Annotated in this window: 5 protein-coding genes; 4 read left to right on the forward strand and 1 reads right to left on the reverse strand. The window is 34.2% G+C overall.

The window, feature by feature from the left end; genetic code table 11:
- Window positions 1–255: 255 nt before the first annotated feature.
- The 3 genes from PGY05_RS16320 (at window position 256) to PGY05_RS16330 (ending at window position 2,934) form a co-directional block, all read left to right on the forward strand.
- Window positions 256–1,773 (forward strand): hypothetical protein, encoded by a 1,518-nt coding sequence (locus PGY05_RS16320; protein ID WP_270476339.1) that lies wholly within the window; start codon window positions 256–258, stop codon window positions 1,771–1,773.
- 506 nt (window positions 1,774–2,279) lie between these two features.
- On the forward strand, window positions 2,280–2,495 hold the full coding sequence (locus PGY05_RS16325) for a hypothetical protein (RefSeq protein WP_028087389.1): 216 nt from the start codon (window positions 2,280–2,282) through the stop codon (window positions 2,493–2,495).
- 22 nt (window positions 2,496–2,517) lie between these two features.
- On the forward strand, window positions 2,518–2,934 hold the full coding sequence (locus PGY05_RS16330) for a hypothetical protein (protein WP_270476340.1): 417 nt from the start codon (window positions 2,518–2,520) through the stop codon (window positions 2,932–2,934).
- A gap of 50 nt (window positions 2,935–2,984) precedes the next feature.
- Here the strand turns inward: PGY05_RS16330 and PGY05_RS16335 are convergent, their stop codons facing one another.
- Window positions 2,985–3,500: a helix-turn-helix domain-containing protein gene (locus PGY05_RS16335; protein WP_044998574.1), complete on the reverse strand. Its 516-nt coding sequence runs from the start codon at window positions 3,498–3,500 to the stop codon at window positions 2,985–2,987.
- Between the two features lie 225 nt (window positions 3,501–3,725).
- Between PGY05_RS16335 and PGY05_RS16340 the strand changes: the two genes are divergently transcribed.
- Window positions 3,726–3,863: a hypothetical protein gene (locus tag PGY05_RS16340; protein WP_008369085.1), complete on the forward strand. Its 138-nt coding sequence runs from the start codon at window positions 3,726–3,728 to the stop codon at window positions 3,861–3,863.
- The last annotated feature ends 114 nt before the right edge of the window (window positions 3,864–3,977 follow it).

Raw genomic sequence — 3,977 nt, forward strand, 5'->3', positions numbered from 1 at the left:
AGACTGTATAAGCAATTTTATATTGCAATGACTAGAAAAATATTTAGGAGAAGATAGATTATTTGTATGAGAGGTCTAGAATATACAATATCAGGATTTGGAAAATTTCTTATTGTGATAGCAGTAAGTATTCTGGGAATTTCTTTATATAGAAAAATATAATAAAGGAAGTCAAAAAATAATGTTTTGGTGTACAGAACAGGATTTTTTGATTTTAGAAAGAAACACTTATCAAATTAGAATGCAGGCGTGTAAATGAGAAAATACATAACAAAAGCAAGTGAAAGAATAGGGGTAGAGAGTACATCTAGGGATGGAAAGAGGGCACAAGTTGTAAGTTATAGTACTTGTGAAAATTTTATAATCAGATTTTGTGATGGGAAAGAAATGAAGTTAAAAAATTGGAGATACTTTATTGAGGGAAACTTCAACTATGAAAAACATTTTAAAGCTCCAAGAAATAGAGAAGAGCGAATTGGCGAGAAGAAGATAATGAATAATGGATTGACTGCTGAGGTTATTGAATACAGGGGAAGTCATGATATGGATATTTTGTTTGAAGATGGAGAAAAAAGAACGGGAGTATCCTGGCGGGATTTTTGTATCGGTAATATTGCACATCCTACAATTCATGGAGGAAATGTATCGCAAAATGAATTGGTATTAAGATTTTATTTAGAGTCATTGGGGTTTGTTCGAATTCCACAACGTTCAAAGCGTTCTGACAGGGTTGGTTTAGAAGGGAAAGAGCTTGATTTATATAATGATAAGCTGAAAATAGCGATTGAGTATGATGGTGAATATTCTCATACTAAAAATAAAGATGATGAAGGAAAGAATAAAATAGTTGAAAAGTTGGGAATAAAACTTTATCGTTTTAGAGAACCGGGATGTTCTGGTGTTAGTGGAAGAAACTATATTTTAGAGGATAGTAGATTTATGTCAGCTTCATTGGAATGTTGCCTGAAAAGTTTTGTCAGAGATGTTCTCAAAAAGGATGATAAGTTTATAAACTTTGAGAAAGATAAACGTACAATAAAGGAATATGTATCAAATAATAAACGTGCAACGATTCATTTATATGAAAAGAAAAAAATGAATAATGGTATGGTTGCAGAAATCATTAAAATGTCTAGTTGTCGAAATATCACTGTACAGTTCGAGGATGGAGAAATTGTATATCATAAATGTTATCAGAGTTTTGTTAAAGGAAATATTTCACATCCCAAAGATACAAGTCTGGCAAAAAAGAATCAAAGATTAAATATACGAAAACAAATGAAGAACGGGATGATGGCAGAAGTGATTGAATATAATTTGAGTAATGATATCAAAGTGAAGTTTGATAATGGAGAAATAGTAAAAACAAGATGGGAAAGATTTAGTACAGGTAGTGTAGCAGTGCCTTCCTGTTATGCAAGAAATCATATAGGGGATAAAAAAATTCAAAACAGAGGTAATGAGGAGGCGGAGATTATTGAAGTAAAAGATGCAAATCATATCACCGTTAAATTTAAAGATGGCACTATTGTGAAAGATAGAAAATATGAGGATTTTATTCACGGAGCTATAGGTAAACCTGGGATTCCGCAACTGAGGCGTACTTTGAAAAATGAACGGTTATGGACAGAGAAGATAATGAGAAATGGAATGAAAGCTAAAATAGTTAGATATGGTTCTGCAAATGATATTGATATTAAGTTTTCAAATGGAACAATAGTTATGCATAAAACATATGCAAATTTCTGCTCTGGAAGTGTGGCATGTAAATAATGAGGAAAACAATTCGCAAATGTGCTCACTTGAGTCAGGAAGTGCTGATGAGAATATAGAAACAATGAAAGCGTATATGTGTAAGCAACGAGGAATGCACTTTGGTTCGAAGATTTCCAGAGAAGAAATTACAAAAAAAAGTAAATCAGAGCAAATATGAAAAATACTGCTATATAACCAATAGGCTCAGAAGGGAACAATTCCATCTGGGCCTTTTTAAATTCCTCGAAAATTGAGAATTACATATGTTCAATTCTTTGTATTAGGTATATATTTTGAAAAGTTATTCGGTTATACTGACAATATCAAAAGGGAGAACTGTTAGAATGAGGTGAGCAGATGGATACAGCACAGAGAATAAGGTTAATTCGGATGATTGAAAAAATAGAGAAGAACCCAGAATTCAGTAGTAAAATCGGTGTGAGAAATACATCTGAGTTTGTATCAAGTAAACAATCAAAAAAATGAATGATTCAAATCATAACAGGAGTCAGAAGGAGTAGAATATGTTATCGTTACTATTTGCTATATGCATGATCTGGTTTATTGGAAAATTTTTTATATTTGGTGTAAAAGCATCCTGGGGAATCTTAAAGCTGCTCTGTACAGTTGTGTTTTTTCCGGTGATTTTGATAGGAATGGTTGTTGGCGGACTGATTTATATTGCATTTCCATTGTTGATCATCGGCGGAATCATTGCACTTATATCATCTAACTCATAAAAATACGAGGAGGGAAGAAATTATGGGATATGATATAGAAAAAGAGAAACGAGAAGCGATTGAAGCAGGACAACGAGCGTTAAGTAGTCTTCGGACAGCAAAAGAAAACCTGAACAGTGCAAAAAATTGGGGACTGGTGGATATGTTTGGCGGTGGATTCTTTTCTACGATGTTGAAACACTCCAAGATGGATCAGGCCAGACAAAATATGGAACAGGCGAAATATGATTTTCGTAATTTCAGTAGGGAATTAAATGATGTGAACATGGCTTGTAATCTGAACATCAATACTGGAGATTTCTTATCCTTTGCAGATTATTTTTTTGATGGATTTGTTGTGGATTGGATGGTGCAGGATCGAATCAATAATGCCAGACATCAGGTGGAAGAAGCTATCCGCAGAACGGAATACATCATAAACCAGTTACAGTATATGTAAAGGAAAGAGGCAGTGGACCATAAATAGGTTCGCTGCCTTATTTTTCATACTTATTTCTGTTTCTTTTTTTCTTCTCTGAGCAATTCGATGTTTAGTCCCTGCTCTCCGGCTGTTTTATCAACCCAGAGATTCAGGGAATCTATTGCCAGAGAAATTTCATCCAGTTTGTTACTGATAAAAGCAAAATCCTTAATCTCATCATCGCTGATCTTACCGTCACGGGCAATCTGGATCAGACGTGTGGTAAGAGGATTAATCTCATTCAGACTGGCAATGGTTTCCAGGATTATATTGGATAAATCAGAAACTTCGACCTCCGGGACATAACGATGACCGATTTCGCATTTATGAGAGCAGTAATAATTGCAGAGATCCGGGCGCTTGTAAGCATCAGCCATCTGGATGATATCGTAAGGTGTGGGTTCCTGCATTTCATATTCAAACTTTTCAATTTTAGAATCAGAAACAGCAGTCATTTTTTCACTGGCTTCTGATCTGGTGAGACCGGCTTTTTCCCGGCAAATCTGATAAATTGTCTTATTTTCTCTCGTAGATTGTTTCCCCATGAGAATAACCTCCCTGTATATCGCGAACATGAGGATTATCAGGCATTAAGTCCACATGCTGTGCGTGTATTTCCTTTATAGATTTTATTATACTTGAAGCATCAGTAAACAACAAGATTATAAATGGATAGGAAGCCAGAAAGACTACTGGTTGCTGAAAATCAGTATAAAGAATTCAAAAAGTCAGGGAAAAAACCAAGTGATTTTTGCAAGGAAAATCTTAGAATGTCTGACGTAAAATCATATGATTACGTGTTTAATTATTTTTCTAATTCCGGGATTCTTGTGGAAGCAATAAAAGAGTATCATAGAACAGCTAAGATTCCAAAAGGTGAATATACGCTGCTCGATTTGTTAAAATAAAAAAATTGCCTGGTTCAGAAAAATAAAAGATAATTCAAGATGCGGAAACCCTTAAAAAATGATATGCTCCCCATATGGTAGACAATGGAAATATCCAAAAATCTATCATATGAG

The sequence above is a fragment of the Coprococcus sp. AF51-11b1 genome (assembly GCF_027682785.1).
GTDB classification, from domain to species: Bacteria; Bacillota; Clostridia; order Lachnospirales; family Lachnospiraceae; genus Allocoprococcus; species Allocoprococcus comes.